We start from the raw sequence: 18,868 nt of genomic DNA on the forward strand, positions 1-18,868 counted from the left end.
AATCACAAAATTACTGACTGGAATAAATTTACTGAATTTGCTAAAAAATATGGTGGAAAAACTCTATCGGAAATGGCTAAGCTTTGGAGCAATGTTAGTATCCCAACGATTCATCGAGCTCTTAAAAAAATTGGACTCACACGCAAAAAAAGACATATGGATACAAAGAAAGGGACGAAGAAAAACGCGCTGAATTTTTGAAAATTATAGCAACAAAAGAACCTCAAAACTTAGTTTATATAGATGAGTCTGGCATTGATAACACCGAGGACTACCCTTATGGATATTGCCAGAAGGGACAGAGGTTTTATGCTCTAAAATCTGGTAAAAAAATTCAACGAATCAGTATGATTGCAGCCTTAAACGGCAGGAAAATAGTTGTTCCGTTAACATTTGAAGGCCACTGTAATATGTTAATAAATGGTTTGAGCAGTTTCTGACACCGATTTTGAAACCTGGACAAACTGTTATCCTTGATAATGCTACTTTTCATAAGTCTAATAAGATTACTGAATTTGCTAAAGGAGTTGGCGCAGAAATTTTATATCTACCGCCTTATTCTCCCGATTTTAACAAAATTGAGCATCATTGGTTTGCTATAAAAAACAGAGCTAGGAAAAACATCCCTCTATTCACATCTTTTCGTCATGCTGTTGATTCCGCTTTTCTATAAGCTTTTCGGACTATTATGAAAAGAGCTATAACTTTTTTCGTTTCTATATTAGCTACCTGCTAGCTAACGTTAACTACCAATATCATACCTGAAGAACCCCCCTGGCCATTCTAGAAAATTTAACGCTGAGTACACTTTACTTTTAGCTTCTTCCACAGTGTTTCCTTCTCCTACTATATTTAGCACCCTTCCGCCATCGGAAATCCAATTGCCACTTTCATCCAACTTAGTACCAGCATGAAACACTAATATACCAGGTATGTTTTCAATTTTATCCAATCCTTTAATTACCTCTCCCTTTCGATAATCACCAGGATAGCCTTTACTTGCAACAACTACACAAACTGTAGCTTTATCATTAAATTTCACTATTTTTGTGTTTAACTTGCCTTCTGCAACTGACAACATCAATTTTAACAAATCACAGTTTGGGTCAAGCCTAGGTAACATGGATTGTATTTCTGGGTCACCAAATCTAACATTATACTCAAGAAGCTTTGGGTTATCTTTGCAAATCATTAAACCAGCAAAGAGCACTCCCTTATAAGATGTTCCCATGTTAGTCAGTGCTTGAATTGTAGGGTATATTATTTTTTGTATAATTTTTTGCTCCATATCCTTACTTATAATTGAAGGTAATGAGTACGACCCCATGCCTCCAGTATTTTGGCCCTTGTTATTTTCACCAACTCTCTTATAATCTCTTGCACATCCAAGAGTTACTACTTTCAACCCATCAACAAGAGCAAAAAAACTTACTTCTTCTCCAATTAAAAATTCTTCTATGATTATTTCTTCACCTGATTCACCAAGATTTTTCTCCACTAGCATTGAATCTATTGCTGAAAAAGCTTCATTTTCTGTGTGGCATATTATGACGCCTTTCCCTGCTGCAATTCCATTTGCTTTAATTACAAGTGGCAATTTTATTCTATTACTACACACAAAATTTTTAGCTAACCTTTCATCAATAAAACGCTCATACTTGGCGGTTGGTATACCATATTGTTTACATAGTTCCTTCGTAAAAGACTTTGATGCCTCAAGTTTTGCAGCTGCCTGACTTGGAGCAAAAACATTTATTCCCTCTGCAGTTAAATCATCAGCAAGCCCATTAATTATTGGTTGCTCTGGACCAATAATCACTAGCTCTATATTTTCTCTCTTGCAAAATTGTGTAACATCTACTGAATCTTGAATATTTATATTCACAAGAACTCCAAAATTTTCCATGGCCGAGCGACCAGGAGTAACATATAACTTAGTCAAGCTAGGAAACTTCTTTAGAGCCCAAAGTAAAGCATGTTCACGCCCACCAGAACCTATAACCAAAACCTTCATCTTTATTTCCTCGCTTTTCTATATGTCAAAATTATTATTTGCTTATAACAGTATCATTATTCATATATTTTTGCAACACGTTTGGTATTGTAACCGACTCATCGGAATTTTGATAATTCTCCATTATGGCAATAATAGTTCTACCTATAGCTAAAGCTGTGCCATTTAAAGTGTGCAGGTATTTTTTGTTTTTCTATCAGTTTCCGAGAAGTATTTAGTGTTCATCCTCCTTGCCTGAAATGCACCACAATTTGAGCAGCTTGATATTTCTCTGTATTTATTTTGCTCAGGTAACCACACCTCTATGTCATAAGTCTTTTGTGCAGCAAAGCCCATATCGCCACTGCAAAGCAGCATTACTCTGTATGGCAATTCTAATTTTTTTAATATCTCTTCAGCAACACTCGTCATACGCTCAAACTCATCATTTGATTGGTTTTCAGTTGTGATGCTTACCAACTCCACTTTACCAAATTGGTGTTGCCTTATCATGCCCCTGGTATCGTGACCTGCACTACCTGCTTCTTTACGAAAGCACTCCGAATAAGCAGTAAAACGAATAGGCAGTTCTTTTTCCTCTACTATTTTATCAATAACCAAATTTGTTAAAAACACTTCACTTGTGGGAATTAATCTCAATTCGTCGGTAGTTAAATATGAGTCATCAGAAAATTTTGGTAGCTGACCAACATTATACATCGCCTTGTTTTTCACTAAAGCTGGGTGATACACCTCAGTATAACCAAACTCATTTGCATGAGTATCAAGCATAAAATTTATTAATGCTCGTCCAAGCTTAGCTAATTGTCCTTTTAATATTGTAAATCTTGATCCAGAAATTTTTGCTGCTTGCTCAAAATCCATCAAACCCAACCTTTCTCCAAGCTCATAATGAGATTTTGGTGTAAAATCAAATTGCCTTTTTTCTCCACACCTTCTAATTTCTATGTTAGAGTTTTCATCCGCACCTATTGGTACATCTTGCGAAGGGACATTCGGTAAATTAGATAAGGTATTCATTAACTTATCTTTTTCTACCTGCTCTTTTAAACTAGCTGCCTCTATCTCATTTGTGATGCTTTTTGATAACTCTATTTGCTTTTCACAGGGGCTTTTGTTCATTTTAAGCTTCTTTATTTCTTCTGTGACTTCGTTGCGTTGCTTATTTAAAGCTTGTAGTTTAGTAGTCAGTGATCTTTTTTCATGATCAATACCCAATATTTCTTCTGTAGTAAATTCTTCCATCCCCCTGCTTTTCATTGCTTTTTCAAATCCTTCAGGGTTTTTGCGTATATGTTCTATATCATGCATATATTGTGCTATTACTAACATCATTACTGTACTTCAAAAGTTTCTAACATTCAATATTTTTGCATACAATGCAGATAAATGCTAATATTGATTTTACCTCCAGAATTTGCTAGAATTAATTAACGTAAAATATAATATGTTAGGCATCATAGAAGAATACAATGAATTTAAAGAGAGTACTCACTTCACCAAACTTAAGGATGGTGGAAGATTTGCTATCTACGCTTTTGGTATATATCTAGCAGCTACATTTACTGTTGGCTGTTTGGGGTTGATAATAGGGTCTACCCTCTTAACTTTACCACTTGCTATGCTAATTTTTCATCCTGTAGCTTGGATCTTAATGGGAATAGTGCTTACAGCGATATACAAAATGGTTGTTGAGCCCTTATTTCACTGGGTAAAGGGTTATGTTGATGGAAAAGGAGCTTCAAAGGAAAAAGAGAGCAATACTAAAATTGATGAGCTGTCAAAATCACCAGAGCAAGAGCAGGCTGTAAATAATCAAGGAAATCCAAAAACTCCAGATGCAGATAGTGGTATTATACCAGGCAGTGAACCTGTCTCAAGCAACAATAGTCGTAGAAATTCTAATGCTTCAGGAGATAGTGGTTTAGGTGGCAAAGAGTTTCATGAAGATCTGCAAACTCTTATGCATCAGACAAATCTCAAAAAGTATGATTACTTGTTGCAGCAACATGATGTTGCTCATATTGCAAGAGTGAGATATGGATATTTAGAAGTCTCCACGAATGATGTATTTTTCTCTATCCCTGGTGACGTGAACTCGTTAAACGAAAGGTTGAAAGAGTATAAAAGTAGAGTAGAGCGAGAAAATTTAAAGAGAACATTTACTGCAGTTGTTAATATAGGAAATTATCATTGGGTAACATTAGTCGTTATATATGAACCAACAAATAAACAATTTAGAGCTTACTATTGTGATTCATTTGGCACTCAATTACCAAATAAGGTTGATGGAACAGTAAAAGATAATATAACTCTTGCTAATGATTACTGCGGAATGTGTGGAGCCTTTAGGCAATGAAATCGGCGATTTGATACGGGAAAAAGAAAATAATCCAGATAATGTTAGCCTTAAGGAAAGAAAAGATGATGTTCAAGAAACATTGAATTGTGCAAGAAAAGATAAAAACAAATTAGCTAGTAAGCAAATTAATGGTGATTATATAGTAAGCATATTGCAGGAAACATTAGAGATAGGAAATAATGATAACATAAGAAGCTCACCAACTAAGCAGCAAGAAGATGGCTGTAATTGTGGAATATTTGCTTTAGAAAATGCTCATAGGATTACGGAAATGCTCAACGAGGATAAATCATTTGATGAAATTGACAGAGAGTTATCAAAATACAAGCCTAATCCGGAACAATTGCAAAAAAAGAGAAGAGAGTTTACAGAAGCACTTATGAAGGATGAAGAGTGGGAAACTATTGCTGAAGGTGGAATTTTACACGATACTCTACAGCAGCTTAGTCTTGAAGATAGTAAGAAAGAGGAAACACAACCTGCCACAAGTTCATTTGTGCAAGATGCTATTATAGCAGCTTATAACAGTATCAAAAATGCATTTTTTAACAACTAAGAGCTTATGTCCCTCCAAGTAGGAAATTTGACAATTGACTCTCCGGTTATTTTAGCTCCGATGTCAGGAGTTACTGATTATCCATTTAGAAACATTGTAAAGAAACTTGGTGCAAGTTTGCTAGTTTCAGAAATGATTGCAAGCAGAGCTATGATCATGCAAACTCGCCAGAGTATGCAAAAAGCAAAAGTCGATGAATCAACCGCTGTGCAGCTTGCTGGATGCGAGCCGGATGTAATGGCAGAAGCTGCAAAATTAAATGAGGATATGGGCGCAAAAATCATAGATATAAATTTTGGTTGTCCAGTTAAAAAAGTTGTAAATGATTATGCAGGGTCAGCACTAATGCGTGATGAAAAAAAGGCCGCTAAAATAATCGAAGCTGTAGTTAAGGCAGTGAATGTGCCAGTTACAGTGAAAATGCGTACTGGATGGAATGATGAAAATCGTAATGCTCCGCGTTTAGCAAAAATTGCAGAGGATTTGGGAGCTAAGATGATTACTGTACATGGAAGAACAAGGGCGCAGCTTTATAATGGTCAAGCAGATTGGAAATTCGTTAGAAATGTTAAAGAGCAGGTAAAAATTCCGGTTATAGTGAATGGTGATATTAAAAGCTTGGATGATATTCAAAACGCGTTCAAAGAATCAGGAGCAGACGGAGTAATGATAGGTCGTGGTGCTTACGGCAAACCTTGGTTGATTAATCAAGTAATGAATTTTTTAAGTGGAGGTGAAATTTCTGAACCGACAGCCTCAGAGAGGTTAAGCATAATACTCAAGCATTATGACAGTATTCTTGAGTACTATGGAAACGACATAGGAATAAAGATAGCCCGCAAACATATAGGCTGGTACAGTAGTGGACTTAAAAATTCATCTGAATTTCGTGTAAGAGTAAATAGCATGACAGACAGCACAGAAGTAAAAGAAAATATAATCAATTTTTTTAATTAAAAAAAGTTGATTCAACATACTGTCTCGTTAGCTATATTCAATTCGACTGATCATAATGTGATGCCACCATACTCTCTTCTTCACCAGAACTTAAATGACAACCATTATCCCCCAAACATTTCTCGTCATAAGTTTCAATATCAAAATATTTTTCATACTTATCTATATTCTCACAAAGTGAAAGTGCCCTCACCTTATTCATAATCAAACCCGTACCAGCAGGAATTAATCTTCCTACTATAACATTTTCTTTTAATCCACTTAAAGGATCACTCTTTCCGCAGAATGCTGCTTCCGTCAGTACTTTTGTTGTCTCTTGGAAAGAGGCAGCAGAAATAAAAGAATTAGTTTCAAGACTTGCCCTAGTAATCCCCTGTAGAATAGGGAGATAATGAGCAGGCCGTTTGCCAGAGTTATTCATAGCACCGTTTTCTCTATCAACTTCCAGCTTGCCGACACTTTCGCCAACTAAGTACATAGTATCACCAGGGTCAGTAATTTCCACTTTTTGTAGCATTTGTCTTAAGATCACTTCTAAATGTTTGTTGTCTATGCGCACACCTTGTAACCTATAAACTTGTTGTATTTCAGAAATCATATAGTGTGCTAAAGCTTCTAACCCAAGCACACGTAGAATATCATGAAGATCAGGGTCACCATCCATTAATAAATCACCTTTACGCACAAAATCACCCTCATTGACTATCACATGCTTACTTCTTGATATCAGATACTCAACTGGAGAAATCTGTTCATCTACAGGTTTAATTAATATACTGCGTTTTCCTCTACGATCTTTCTCAGAAAACATTACACAACCATCTATTTCACTAACGATAGCATGCTCTTTAGAACGACGTGCTTCAAATAATTCTATAACCCTCGGCAAACCACCAGTAATATCACGAGTTTTAACTGACTCTCTTGGTGTTCTTGTAATAACATCACCTGCATGAACCTTCTGACCATCCTGTACATTAAGCACTGCACCAACCGGTATAAAGTAACATGCTTCAACACCACTTGCGAGCGTTATTACTTCGCCATTATCATCAAGGAGCGCAATACGAGGACGTAAATTAGCTCCACCAGAATACAATTTCCAATCTTTTACTACTCTATTTGATATTCCTGTAGATTCATCCATCACTTCAGTGATCGAAATTCCATCTTTTAAGTCCTTATAAGATATTGTACCAGTCTTTTCCGTAATAACAGGTAATGTATAAGGATCCCATTCCGCAATTTTATCACCAATTTTTACTAACTCACCCTCATTTATATAAAGTTTAGCACCATAAGGCACACTGTGCTTCAATTTTTCACTACCAAGGCTATCAATTAAGACGACTTCACAGGAACGGCTTATCACAATTTTATTTCCGTTTCTATCTATAATTATATTACTATTATTTAATTTTATTCTAGCATTAATAGAAGCTATAATATTTGAGGATTCAACACCTCTAGTCATTACTCCACCTATATGGAAAGTACGCATCGTTAACTGAGTACCTGGCTCCCCAACAGATTGAGCAGCTATTACACCAACTGCTTCGCCTATTGAAACAATTTTACCAGTTGCAAGATCTCTTCCATAACATAAAGAACATATACTGGAACTCACCTCGCAAGTCAAAGGTGACCTAATTTTTACAGCATCAAGACCCGCAATGTTGATTTGCTTTACCTTATCTTCATCAACTAATTCCCCTGCTTTTACTAATAACTGTTTTGTTACTGGGTTATATATATCATTTGCAGCTGTTCTACCTAGCACAACACTCTCTAGAGATGCAACTATAGTACTTCCCTCAACTATAGCCCTTACAATAAGACCATTTTTTGTTTTGCAGTCATATTTTGTAACTATGCAATTTTGAGATACATCAACTAAACGACGAGTTAAATACCCAGAGTTTGCAGTTTTAAGTGCAGTATCGGCTAAACCTTTACGTGCACCGTGAGTAGAATTAAAGTATTCAAAGACATTCAACCCTTCACGGAAATTAGAAATTATAGGCGTTTCTATAATCTCACCAGAAGGTTTAGTCATAAGCCCTCGCATTCCTGCTAGCTGCTTCATCTGGGAAGTAGAACCTCTTGCACCGGAGCTAACCATCATGTATATTGAATTGTACTTACTATTTTCATCATATACAGATATCGCTTTTAACATATCATTCGCTATCATATCTGTGCACTTAGACCACTCATCTATAACCTTATTATACCTCTCACTTCTAGTGATTAGCCCATCTTGATATTGTGCAGAGAATTTCTTAATTTCACCCCTTGTATAATCAACATGTGTAGCTTTAGTCCCAGGTATAACCATATCGCAACGACTAAAAGAAGTACCGGAAAATGTAGCATACTCAAAGCCAAGTGTCATCAATTTATCAGAAAATGCCACTGTAGCACTTTGACCACAATTACGATATACCAAATCAACTATGCTAGTTATTTCCTTCACTGTTAATACCTGATTTATTAGATCGAAGCTTAGATTCTCATGTTTAGGAAAAATCTGCCATAATATTAAACGTCCAGGAGTTGTACAAACAATTTTATAGTGAATGTTTCCATCGTTATTAATATACTCCATTTTGCACTTTATATTAGAATGAATATGTAGAGTGCCATTGTTTAAGGAATGCTCAACTTCACAAAAAGCACTAAAAAGTGATAAGCTATCTTCCTTAAGTTGCTGTAGAGTCAGATAGTATATACCAAGTACTATATCTTTACTAGGAACTATAATTGGTCTTCCATTAGAAGGACTCAAAACGTTATTTATTGACATCATCAATACTCTAGCTTCAAGTTGAGCTTCTAATGAAATTGGCACATGCACTGCCATTTGATCACCATCAAAGTCAGCGTTAAATGCTGTACAAACAAGTGGATGAAGCTGTATTGCTTTACCTTCAATAAGGACTGGCTCAAAAGCCTGAATACCAAGCCTATGTAGCGTAGGCGCTCTATTTAGCAAAACAGGATGCTCTTTTATTACTTCTTCAAGCATATCCCAAACTTCTGGCTTTTCTGCTCTTATTAATTTACTAGCAAATTTAATAGTTGGAGCTATGCCATATATCTTAAGCTTTGAGTAAATAAAAGGTTTAAATAACTCAAGAGCCATTCTTTTTGGTAATCCACACTGATTTAGTTTTAAAGTTGGACCAACAACTATTACAGAACGTCCAGAGTAATCTACCCTTTTTCCTAAAAGATTCTGACGGAAACGACCTTGCTTTCCTTTCAGCATATCACTAAGAGACTTTTTATATCCAGTAGCGCCAGCTTTATTTATCAGAGTATTACGACGACTATTATCAAAAAGAGAATCAACTGCCTCTTGTAACATTCTTTTCTCATTACGAATCATAATCTCAGGAGGATTTAAACTTAACAATTTTTCCAATCTCCTACTTCTATTATTAATACATCTATAATGATGATTCAGATCAGAAACTGCAGGGCGACCACTTTCAAGCGATACCAAAGGACGCAAGTCAGGTGGTAAAATAGGTATAGTTGTAAGTATCATCCACTCAGGCCTGTTTCCAGACTTGATAAAATTTTCAACAATACGCAATCTCTTTATAATTTTCTTTCTTCTCATTTCAGAAGCAACAGACTCTAACTCCTGTCTTAAATTCTTTCTAATTTCATGTAAATCAAGGTGCGTTAGCAGTTCTCTTATAGCTTCAACACCTTGCATAGCTACAAAGCTATCGACCCCATAGCTATCTTTAGCTTCATTATAAGCTTTCTCACTAATAATTTCACCTTTTTCGAAAGAGGAAACAAGAGGATCTATCACAACATAATTATTACTATATAAAATACTCTCAATATCTCTCAGAGACATATCTAATAATGCTCCAATTCTTGAAGGAAGTGACTTCAAAAACCATATATGAGTAACAGGAGATGCAAGCTCTATATGACCCATTCTCTCTCTCCTTACTTTGGAAGATGTAACTTCTACTCCACATTTTTCGCATATACGGCCCCTATATCTCCTTTTTTTGTACCTTCCACATAAACATTCATCATCATTGACAGGACCAAAAACTTTAGGACAAAATAACCCACCTTTCTCAACTTTGAATGTACGATAGTTTACGGTTGAAATATCCGTTATCTCTCCACAAGACATACGTCTAATACTTTCAGGGCTAGCAATGGAAATGCTAACCTCATTAAAAGATTGTGCAATGTTAGTATGGGATATATCTTCAATTACTATGCCATTTTGCTTCAAATCCACATTTAAACACAAGGAACGCAGCTCTTTTATCATCACATTAAAGGATTCAGGAATTCCACATTCAAAATTACTATCACCTTTTATTATCGACTCATAAATCTTAACCCTACCATTAATATCATCAGACTTCACAGTTAACATTTCCTGCAAAGTATAAGCAGCACCATAGGCTTGCAATGCCCAACATTCCATTTCACCAAAACGCTGACCACCAAAATGAGACTTTCCTCCAAGAGGCTGTTGAGTAACCAAACTATAAGGTCCTACTGAACGCGCATGAATTTTACCATCTACTAAGTGGTGCAACTTAAGCATGTACATGTAACCAACTGTAACTTTGCGGTCGAACTTCTCACCTGAACAACCATCATATAATACAACTTGCCCAGAGTTATCCAACCCAGCAAGTTCAAATAGCTTTACTATTTGTTCATCTTTTGGACCTTCAAATACAGGTGCAGCAACAGGAATGCCATTACGTAATTTATGCGCAAATTCAATGAGATTATTATCGCTAATATCATGAATATTATTACAAACAGATACATTACTGCCACAACTATAAACCTCAGTAAGGAAGTTACGTAAACTGCTGTGTGCACCCTTACAAGAGTTAAAATAATTCTCTACTAATGTAGTCAATTCATTATTTAGTTCATCCTTATTAGGCATATCTAAAATAGAAGCTGTTATTTCATCATCATTAATATCCTCAATTTTTTTATTATCAAGATATGCTGCTGCAAATTTTACAAAATCATCATCATTAAGAGATTTAATTCCCTCACAAAAAGCACGTTTGATTTTATTGATCTCGTCAAGAATATTGCCTACTTTTTCTCCTAATTTTTTACAAGCCCAACCTACATGCGCTTCCAATATTTGCCCTACATTCATTCGTGAAGGAACGCCAAGAGGGTTAAGAATAATATCAATAGGAGTACCATCTTCCAAATAAGGCATATCTTCCACTGGAACAACTCGAGAAATCACACCTTTATTTCCATGTCTACCAGCCATTTTATCTCCTGGTTGCAGACTATGTTTCACAGCAATGAAAATTTTTACTGACATTGACACACCCTGAGGTAAATCATAACCTTCATGTAATTTTTCTACTTTTTTCTTAAATTGTGCTATTGCATTTGATATCTTTTGATTAAAATCCTCTTTTAAGCTCTCAACTTGCTTAGAAATAGATTGGTTTTTTAATCCTATACCCCACCATACCTCACGTTCAATAAAATTAATACTTTCTCGATCTTGAGAGCCAGAACTAATAAGAAGTTTTTTCAATTCATCATAGAAATATTGACTAATAACATTGATTATATGGTCTCGCTCTTTCTCAAAGTCATTTACCTCTTTTTGCTTAATGAGAAATGCCCTTTCATTTTCTTCTCCCCCCCTGCGTGTAAAGACTTGCACGTCAATCACTGTCCCTTCAATATCCGGAGATGTATATAAAGAGGAATCCGCACAATCAAATGACTTTTCACCAAAAATTGTCATTAACAGTTTTGTCTCAGGAGGCAATGAAAGAGAATGCTTAGGTGTAACTTTCCCCACCAAAATATAGCCTGGACCAACTCTTGTACCAATTTTCACTATACCACTATCATCCAAGTGATAAAGATTTTCTTCATTAACACCGGGTATGGCACGAGTTATTTTTTCTGACCCTAAAGGAGTATCATGCACAACACATTCAAATTCTTCTATATGAATAGAAGTAAAGAGATCTTTTTTAACAACTTCACTAGAAATAATAATTGAGTCTTCAAAATTATAACCTTGCCAAGACATAAAAGCAACTAGCAAGTTTTGACCAAGTGCCAATTCACCATTATTAATAGCAGGACCATCAGCTATCACATCACCTTTCTTAACACAATCACCTACATGCACCAGTGGTCTCTGATTAATACAAGTATTATGATTAGAACGCTGAAATTTCCTTAGATGATAAATATCTACATCCAAGTAGTTAACCCCTTCTTTATCAAAAACACGTATAACTATAGAGTTACTATCAGAGCTATCAACTATGCCATCACGTTTTGCTAAAACTACAGCGCCAGAGCCAGAAGCTACGAAAGACTCCATACCAGTAGCAACCAAAGGAGCAGTAGGCTTCAATAAAGGTACAGCTTGACGTTGCATATTTGAACCCATTAGTGCTCTATTAGCATCATCATTTTCTAAAAATGGAATTAAAGAAGCAGCAACTGATATTACCTGCTTAGGAGATAAATCAATGTAACTCACTTGGTTACTACTTACCATGACAAAAGTACCAGCATATCTACAGTACAGCATATCATCAACAAAGCAATTGTTTTCATCAAGCTTTGCACTGGTATCAGCTATATAATATAAACCTTCATCTATAGCAGACAGATACTCAATTTGATCAGTAACAACCTTATTCACTACTTTCCTATAAGGACTTTCAATAAACCCATATTTATTAATACGAGCGTATATAGCCAAGCTGTTAATTAAGCCTATATTTTGCCCCTCAGGAGTTTCAATAGGGCAAATTCTTCCGTAATGAGTTGGATGAACATCACGCACTTCAAATCCCGCCCTTTCTCTTGTTAAACCACCAGGACCTAACGCCGACAACCTTCTTTTATGTGTTATTTCAGATAATGGATTAGTCTGATCCATAAATTGAGATAATTGAGAAGAATTGAAAAAATCTCTTAAGACATTGGTTAACACTTTTGGGTTTATAAAATCGGATGGAGAGACTTTATCTAAACTAGAAGTAGACATAGAATCAACTACTGCCCGCTCCAATTTTAATAATCCAGTTCTAAATTGATTTTCTATAAATTCCCCAACTGAACGGACTCTTCTATTTGCTAAATGATCAATATCATCTACAGATCCTTGACCATCACGTAACAATACTATTTTTCTTATAATTCCAATAATGTCTCCATGTGTTAAAGTAGTTAAATTTTCGTCATAATTTAACCCAAAGCAAGAGTTAAGTTTTAATCTACCAATATTAGACAGATCATAATATTCTTGATTGAAGAAAAGATTATGGAAAAATTCCTCTACTATCTCTAAAACAGGAACTTCACCGGGACGTAAAACTTTATATATTTCGTATAGCGCATTCTGATAAGACATATTTTCATCTAAGAAAAGTGTATTTAATATATAAGGTCCAACAGAAACATTATCTATGTTCAATACTGATATTTTATCTATAGATAACAATTCAAGCTTTTTTACATCCTCTAATTTTATAGGTTCACCAGCAGATAAAACTTTTGCAGAACTAGCACTATCTATTAAATCTTCTGCAAGAAATAAATCACATATAGAATCAGAAGGCACCAGATACTCTTTCAATCCATCTTCATGCATCTTTTTGGCTAGCCTTGCGGTAATACGAACATTAGCTTTAAGCAGGATATTACCTGCAACATCCCTTAAGTCAAAAGGCAATCTAATTCCCTTAAATTTATCAGGAGTGAAAGGTACTTTCCAACCACTTTTATGTTTTACATACTCTACTTTTTCATAAAATTTATTAAGTATATCATTATTTGATAGGCCCAAAGCCTTTAATAAAACTGATATTGGCAATTTTCTCTTTCTATCAACACGGAAATACAAATGATCTTTAACATCAAACTCAATATCAAGCCAAGAACCTCTATAAGGAATAACTCTGGCAGAATAGATCAATTTACCAGAATTGTAAGTTTTTCCCTTATCACTATCAAAAAACACTCCAGGAGATCTATGCATTTGTGAAACGATAACTTTTTCTACGCCATTAATGATGAAAGTGCCATTATCAGTCATCATAGGCAGCTCACAAAAGCGAACTTCTTGCTCTTCAACAGATTTTATAACAGTTGCAAATTTAGAATGATCGCCACTCTCTTTAATTGATTTATATTCATCAAGAGAAACACCATCCTGCATAATAGCAAGACGTATAGAAGCAATAACCTGAGCAGAAAAAGTTATACCACGTTTTATACATTCAGATTCATTATACTTAAGATCATCTACCCTACAACTCATAAACTCGATAGTAGCCCTATGCAAAGGATCATTTATTGGAAAGATTGTATGAAAGATAGCTTCAAGCCTTTTATTATCCTTACTATTAGAACTAAAGGAACTATATGATTCCTTTTGAACTTTAACCAAATCTAACAAAGAATCTTTTAAATCAATCGACCTGGAATAAGAAACTCTAGGAACAAAAGCACTAAAAGCACACATATAAGAAGAATCAATCATTAAAATACCTTCAACTAATTAAAAGAGCTATATCAACATAAAATTAATATACTAACACTTTATTCAAACTCAACTTTAGTTGCTCCTGCTTCAATAAGTTTTTGCTTTATTTTTTCTGCTTCGTCTTTAGAAACATTAGCAATCAAATCTTTAGGCAAAGATTCAACCAACTCTTTTGCTTCTTTTAAACCCAATGTAGAATTAACCTCTCTAGTAGCTTTAATAACTCCTATTTTTTTGCTCGCATCAATTTCTTTAATTACAACTTTATACTCAGCTTTTTCTTGAGCAGCAGGAGCGGCATTATCACTAATAGGCGCCCCAGCACCAACAGCTCCACCAAGAAAAGAATTAGCAGGCAACCCTATTTTCTCTTCTAGAACTTTTACAAGTTCAGAAGCCTCTATTAGTTTTAAATCTAATATTCTATTAGCTAAATCACTTATTACATTACTCATAATTACCACCTTACTTAACAACAAATTTATTTTTTAGAACTATAATAATCCAAAACTCTCATAAGCCTCATAGAAGATGAATTAATAGACAACGCCAATCGAGCAGGAATATCATAAGATATTAAACGCATAATTTTAACACGTAATTCATCCAGAGAAGGCAATTTAGCCAATTTATTAACATCTTCCACTGTCAACAATTCATTTATATGAGCTGCACAAATTACAGACATTTTTTCTTTATTAGTATTAACAAAATCAACTATTAATTTTGCAGCTTCTACTATGCCACTAGAGTATATAATAGCAACAGGACCAGAAAATTTGCCTGATAAATAAGAAAATCTGCCAGTCCTTTCCAAAGCTAAGCAGGCTAGAGTGTTTTTAACTACCAACATCCCACTCATTACAGACTTTAGGCTATTCCTAAGAATTAATGAATCATTAACATTCATAGACTTAAAATTTACCAATATTAAGAAATCATTATTTACAAATATATTCATTATGCTCTGTATAAATTCATCCTTATCTTTACGCTTCACGGTACCACTCCCCTAAATTATATCTTCTATTTTGTTTATTTTATAAGCTTTACCCATAGTTGAATTTAAAAAAACACCTTTAAAGTAAACTCCTTTTACAGAAGTAGGTTTATTATCTTTAATTACTTTAAGAAAGGCTTTTAAATTTTCCAATAAATTATCAACATCGAACTTAACACTCCCTAACTTACCATGAATAATACCACTCTTATCTGTCCTAAATCTTATTTGACCAGACTTAATAGTTTTAATAGCCTCCTCAACATTAGAAGTCACAGTACCAAATTTAGGATTAGGCATCAGCCCTTTAGCACCCAATATTTTTGCAATAGGAGTAATTTTTACAATAAAATCAGGAGTAGTGATGCACCAATCAACATCCAACTTTTTACCTTTTTTATTTCTTCAACTAAATCCTCTCCCCCTGCAATATCAGCATCAGCTTTTTTAGCTTCTAATAAATGCTTACCCTGGGCAAAAACAGCCACTTTAATATCCTTTCCAATACCTTTAGGTAAAACTACTGTACCACGCACCTGCTCTTCAGATTTACGAGAATCTATTCCTAAATTGACTGCAATATCAATTGATTCATTAAACTTTGCTGAAGCAAACTCAATAATCTTCTTCAAACACTGCTTAGGATTATCATTATATGTATTCATTTACCTAACCTTCCACAACTTCTATACCCATAGATTTTGCAGTGCCTACAACCATTTTCACTGCTGAATCTTCATTACCCACTTTCATATCAACCATCTTGCACTTTGCCACTTTAATTATAGCAGACATAGGTAATTTAGTCACTAATTCTTTACCAGGATTACCAGAACCTTTAGTTAATTTAGCCTCCTGCTTAAGTAAATAAGCCACAGGCGGACCGCTAACAGTAAAATCATGAGAGCGATCATCCTTTATGGAAATTCGCACTGTTACTAAATCGCCTACTTTATAATTAGCGTTAGCAGCGCTAGTAACTTTATTAAAAGCTTCACAAAACTTAGGAACAGGTATACCACGTGGACCAAGTACTGAAGCAATTTTCGGTCCTGGAACTGCTTTCCCAGCTTCCATAAGTAAGTTAATCTTAGCAATTATAACACTCATAACTACTCCTCTATTTTTTCAACTTGAGCAAAATCAAGCCCTATTATTGTTGGCTTACCTAAAATCGATACTTCCACATTAATAATTTTTTTCTCATCATTTACCATATCTACCTTACCAGTAAAATTTTGAAAAAGACCATCATTGATTTTCACTTTTTCACCTTTCTCATAACCATAACTTAACTTTTTCGTTTCTTGAGCATTGTAAAGCGCACTACACATTGAGCGAATCTCATCATCCGTAATTACCTTTGGAACATTAGCATTTTTCAAAAATCCATAAACCTTAAGAGATTTTGGTATATTATTGATAAAATTCAATACCTCATCACATAAATTCACGTATAAAAAACATAACCAGGAAAGCATTTCCTCCGTGCAGCAATTTTTTTAGATTTTAAGTCCATCTCACTTAATTCTTCACAAGGAATAAAAACCCCATTAAAATAATTGTTAACACCCAATCTCATAGAATTTTCTAATATATGTTGGCGCACTTTCTCTTCATAATTAGAGGCAACTCTTAAAATATACCACTTATATCTATTAAATTCCTTGCGTTTTGAATTTATCTCATCATCTAAAATCTCCTCAAAATTACCAGACTCGTCACTACAAAATCCAATCATTTGATTCAAAATATTTTTGCTTTCATCACACAGATGCATACATATATATACTTCACATAACTCTTTTATATTAGACTTTGAGTTATATACTATCTGATAAGGAATAAATACCTCCTTAAAATAGACAGTATTGCTTACCAATTCACGTATATCTGATTCATACCCATAATCAACTTTAATGATATACCATTTATATTCACATTCCATAAATAATTCCAAACAAAGCCTTAATTATGTAAAGAGACATAAAATCCACGAAACAGAAGAAAATCGAAAAACATAATATAACAACTATTACAACAAACAGAGATGACAATACCTGCTGTTTTTTTATCCAAGCAATCCTCCTTATTTCTTGCTTTATATCACAAAAAAAACCACATAAATTTTTTAACATTTCTACCATAACATTAATGCAGGAGCGATAGGAATTGAACCTACAACCTCTGGTTTTGGAGACCAGTGCTCTACCAATTGAGCTACACTCCTATAATTCAAATCTTACTCCAAAATTTCCGAAACCACACCAGAACCAACAGTTTTACCACCTTCTCTTATCGCAAAACGCAACCCCTTATCCATTGCTATTGGTGCTTGCAATTCTACTTCTACACTCACATTATCTCCTGGCATTACCATCTCCTTCCCATCTAGCAATTTTATGCTCCCAGTTACATCCGTTGTCCTTAAATAAAACTGTGGCTGGTAATTCGCAAAAAATGGTGTATGCCTTCCTCCTTCTTCTTTCTTCAATATATATACCTCCGCGTTAAATTTCTTATGCGGCGTTATTGTCCCCGATTTTGCTAATACTTGCCCTCTTTCCACCTCCTCTCTCTTTGTCCCCCTTAGTAATATCCCCACATTCAGCCCCGCACTCCCCTTATTCAGCAACTTCTTAAACATTTCTACACCAGTACATATCGTCTTTTGCGTCGCTTTTAGACCTATTATCTCTATCTCATCACCTGTTTTTATCTCTCCCTTTTCTATCCTTCCCGTTACTACCGTCCCACGCCCCGATATCGAAAATACATCTTCGATTGGCAATAAAAATGGTAAATCTACAGGCCTTGATGGAACCTCCACATATTCATCTAATTTTCCCATCAATTTGTCTATTGATTTCTTTCCATATTCACTGCTATCATCCTCCAGCGCCTTGAGTGCTGAACCAACTATCACAGGTACTTCATCCCCCGGAAATCCGTACTTGCTCAGCAACTCTCTCACTTCCATTTCCACTAAATCTATCATATCAGCATCAGCAACATCAGCTTTATTTATGTATACCACGATATATCCAACACCCACCTGCTTTGCCAGCAATATATGCTCTCTCGTTTGTGGCATTGGCCCATCAACCCCCGACACCACCAATATTGCTGCATCCATCTGTGCTGCACCTACTATCATATTCTTTACATAATCAGCATGCCCAGGACAATCAACGTGTGCATAATGCCTTTTTTCCGTCTGATATTCAACATGCGCTGTTGCTATTGTTATTCCCCTCTTTCTTTCTTCTGGCGCTTTATCTATTTGATCATATGCTATAAAGTTCCCGTAATGTTTTGTTATTGCCGCTGTTAACGTTGTCTTTCCATGATCCACATGTCCTATCGTTCCCACATTTACATGCGGCTTGTCAAATGCTTCTACTACTGCTGTCATAATT

At 35.0% G+C, this 18,868-nt stretch carries 10 protein-coding genes, 1 tRNA gene and 4 pseudogenes; 4 read left to right on the plus strand and 11 right to left on the minus strand.

From position 1 onward, the window contains the following. A pseudogene (locus Wcon_RS03880) lies at nucleotides 1-673 on the plus strand (IS630 family transposase); the annotation flags it as partial. A gap of 69 nt (nucleotides 674-742) precedes the next feature. Here the strand turns inward: Wcon_RS03880 and purD are convergent. Both purD and serS read right to left on the minus strand, forming a co-directional pair. Then, a complete protein-coding gene (gene purD, locus Wcon_RS03885; RefSeq protein ID WP_114517284.1) occupies nucleotides 743-2,014 on the minus strand; it encodes a phosphoribosylamine--glycine ligase in 1,272 nt (423 codons plus the stop codon). A gap of 34 nt (nucleotides 2,015-2,048) precedes the next feature. Further along, a pseudogene (gene serS, locus Wcon_RS03890) lies at nucleotides 2,049-3,325 on the minus strand (serine--tRNA ligase). A gap of 136 nt (nucleotides 3,326-3,461) precedes the next feature. Between serS and Wcon_RS11895 the strand changes: the two are divergent. The 3 genes from Wcon_RS11895 to dusB are packed head-to-tail and all read left to right on the plus strand — an operon-like array spanning nucleotide 3,462 to nucleotide 5,889. Beyond that, nucleotides 3,462-4,373, plus strand: coding sequence for a hypothetical protein (locus tag Wcon_RS11895; RefSeq protein WP_237350019.1), 912 nt, complete (start codon nucleotides 3,462-3,464; stop codon nucleotides 4,371-4,373). Further along, nucleotides 4,354-4,932: a hypothetical protein gene (locus tag Wcon_RS11900; protein ID WP_237350020.1), complete on the plus strand. Its 579-nt coding sequence runs from the start codon at nucleotides 4,354-4,356 to the stop codon at nucleotides 4,930-4,932. The genes Wcon_RS11895 and Wcon_RS11900 overlap by 20 nt, the downstream gene beginning before the upstream one ends. Before the next feature lie 6 nt (nucleotides 4,933-4,938). After that, nucleotides 4,939-5,889 carry a tRNA dihydrouridine synthase DusB gene (gene dusB / locus Wcon_RS03900; RefSeq protein WP_114517285.1) on the plus strand — a complete coding sequence of 317 codons (951 nt, stop codon included), beginning with the start codon at nucleotides 4,939-4,941 and terminating at the stop codon, nucleotides 5,887-5,889. A gap of 37 nt (nucleotides 5,890-5,926) precedes the next feature. Here dusB and Wcon_RS03905 read toward each other — a convergent pair whose 3' ends face one another. The 9 genes and pseudogenes from Wcon_RS03905 to tuf form a co-directional block, all read right to left on the minus strand. Next, nucleotides 5,927-14,446, minus strand: a complete 8,520-nt coding sequence (locus tag Wcon_RS03905) for a DNA-directed RNA polymerase subunit beta/beta' (protein WP_114517286.1) — start codon at nucleotides 14,444-14,446, stop codon at nucleotides 5,927-5,929. 59 nt (nucleotides 14,447-14,505) lie between these two features. Continuing rightward, nucleotides 14,506-14,904 (minus strand): 50S ribosomal protein L7/L12, encoded by a 399-nt coding sequence (gene rplL / locus Wcon_RS03910; protein WP_114517287.1) that lies wholly within the window; start codon nucleotides 14,902-14,904, stop codon nucleotides 14,506-14,508. 26 nt (nucleotides 14,905-14,930) lie between these two features. Then, nucleotides 14,931-15,449, minus strand: coding sequence for a 50S ribosomal protein L10 (gene rplJ, locus Wcon_RS03915; protein WP_047759006.1), 519 nt, complete (start codon nucleotides 15,447-15,449; stop codon nucleotides 14,931-14,933). Between the two features lie 12 nt (nucleotides 15,450-15,461). After that, nucleotides 15,462-16,114: pseudogene (rplA, locus tag Wcon_RS03920) on the minus strand (50S ribosomal protein L1). Nucleotides 16,115-16,118: 4 nt separating this feature from the next. Beyond that, the gene (locus Wcon_RS03925; protein WP_047759008.1) at nucleotides 16,119-16,559 is read right to left on the minus strand and encodes a 50S ribosomal protein L11; all 441 of its coding nucleotides are present in this window, start codon (nucleotides 16,557-16,559) and stop codon (nucleotides 16,119-16,121) included. 2 nt (nucleotides 16,560-16,561) lie between these two features. After that, nucleotides 16,562-17,397, minus strand: a pseudogene (gene nusG / locus Wcon_RS12785) (transcription termination/antitermination protein NusG). Then, nucleotides 17,387-17,596, minus strand: a complete 210-nt coding sequence (gene secE / locus Wcon_RS03935) for a preprotein translocase subunit SecE (RefSeq protein ID WP_114517288.1) — start codon at nucleotides 17,594-17,596, stop codon at nucleotides 17,387-17,389. Before secE ends, nusG begins: the two are co-directional and overlap by 11 nt. Before the next feature lie 10 nt (nucleotides 17,597-17,606). Beyond that, nucleotides 17,607-17,679 (minus strand) — tRNA-Trp (locus tag Wcon_RS03940). Between the two features lie 12 nt (nucleotides 17,680-17,691). Continuing rightward, entirely contained in the window at nucleotides 17,692-18,864 is a 1,173-nt protein-coding gene (gene tuf, locus Wcon_RS03945; protein ID WP_114517289.1) for an elongation factor Tu, read from the minus strand. Nucleotides 18,865-18,868: the final 4 nt, after the last annotated feature.

The organism is Wolbachia endosymbiont of Cylisticus convexus (genome assembly GCF_003344345.1).

Coding starts and splice junctions, on each gene's coding strand:
- purD (WP_114517284.1), bottom strand. CDS start 2,014: ATGAAGGTTTTGGTTATAGGTTCTGGTGGGCGTGAACATGCTTTACTT.
- Wcon_RS11895 (WP_237350019.1), top strand. CDS start 3,462: ATGTTAGGCATCATAGAAGAATACAATGAATTTAAAGAGAGTACTCAC.
- dusB (WP_114517285.1), top strand. CDS start 4,939: ATGTCCCTCCAAGTAGGAAATTTGACAATTGACTCTCCGGTTATTTTA.
- Wcon_RS03905 (WP_114517286.1), bottom strand. CDS start 14,446: ATGATTGATTCTTCTTATATGTGTGCTTTTAGTGCTTTTGTTCCTAGA.
- rplL (WP_114517287.1), bottom strand. CDS start 14,904: ATGAGTAATGTAATAAGTGATTTAGCTAATAGAATATTAGATTTAAAA.
- Wcon_RS03925 (WP_047759008.1), bottom strand. CDS start 16,559: ATGAGTGTTATAATTGCTAAGATTAACTTACTTATGGAAGCTGGGAAA.
- secE (WP_114517288.1), bottom strand. CDS start 17,596: ATGGTAGAAATGTTAAAAAATTTATGTGGTTTTTTTTGTGATATAAAG.
- tuf (WP_114517289.1), bottom strand. CDS start 18,864: ATGACAGCAGTAGTAGAAGCATTTGACAAGCCGCATGTAAATGTGGGA.